We start from the raw sequence: 932 nt of genomic DNA, 5'->3' as shown, positions 1-932 counted from the left end.
TACGCCCAAACCGCGTAGCCAATGACTGAGCGTGGGAAACGAAACCCCTTGAGACGGGATAGATCAGACAGATTCAACATGTCATCGCGCTACAACGGCAAGTTGGTTGCAACAACCTGACAATGCCGCTCGCGACGCTTATCGTTCACCATCGAAAGCGCTTGGTGCTGTTCATCGAGCTCGATTTTCAGCAATTTTCTCGTTTGCTCTACCTTGCGATGAACCAGAGGTAAATCGTTGGTTGCGGCAAAGCGGTCAAGTTCATCTAAAATGTGGGCTAGATAGTCTTCGTTTATGTTCATCGAAAAATCCTCCCAGTGCCTATAGTGAACGCTACCGAAGCAGTGTGAAACAAATCAGTAAAAACGATAGGGATAGCTATCCAACTATATCGGATATATCATTTTTATGACGGCTTATCTCTTGATCAATCCACGCCGCTTGGATGTCACGCGCAATTTCCGCGAGAGAAAGCGCTGTATTTTCAAAGCCTTCTAGTCTAGCGGCGTTGGCTGCACTTTGTGTACGTTTGATTAAATCTTCAATTCCGAGCATATTTCACCTTCAAACTATCCGCGCATCAGCAAGATGTTTGCCTAAATGTAAATGAATTATTAATCATCATTTGACTTACAAAAATGAGCGCAAACCTGCTGAATGGAAGCATGGCTCTATCCATATACAGATTTGCGTGTCAGGTGGCCGCCTTGCAGTTCTGAGTGTAGTTTGAAAATGCGGTACCCGGGATGGAGCGGGATTAACTGGTTCAACAGTCTACCAGATTTTTTTGTTGATCAGTTTTATGGGCATTGTCAGGTTGTTGCAACCAACTTGCCGTTGTAGCGCGATGACATGTTGAATCTGTCTGATCTATCCCGTCTCAAGGGGTTTCGTTTCCCACGCTCAGTCATTGGCTACGCGGTTTGGGCGTA

At 45.7% G+C, this 932-nt stretch carries 2 protein-coding genes; both read right to left on the bottom strand.

Annotation, left to right across the window (positions count from 1 at the left end; genetic code table 11):
* Positions 1-89: 89 nt before the first annotated feature.
* Entirely contained in the window at positions 90-302 is a 213-nt protein-coding gene (locus tag KIN_RS22195) for a hypothetical protein (protein WP_159811277.1), read from the bottom strand.
* Positions 303-378: 76 nt separating this feature from the next.
* Positions 379-555 carry a hypothetical protein gene (locus KIN_RS22190; protein ID WP_159811275.1) on the bottom strand — a complete coding sequence of 59 codons (177 nt, stop codon included), beginning with the start codon at positions 553-555 and terminating at the stop codon, positions 379-381.
* Positions 556-932: the final 377 nt, after the last annotated feature.

The organism is Litoreibacter roseus (assembly GCF_009811795.1).
In the GTDB taxonomy this organism is placed as follows: Bacteria; Pseudomonadota; Alphaproteobacteria; order Rhodobacterales; family Rhodobacteraceae; genus Litoreibacter; species Litoreibacter roseus.
This window is presented reverse-complemented; position numbering and strand designations above follow the sequence as displayed.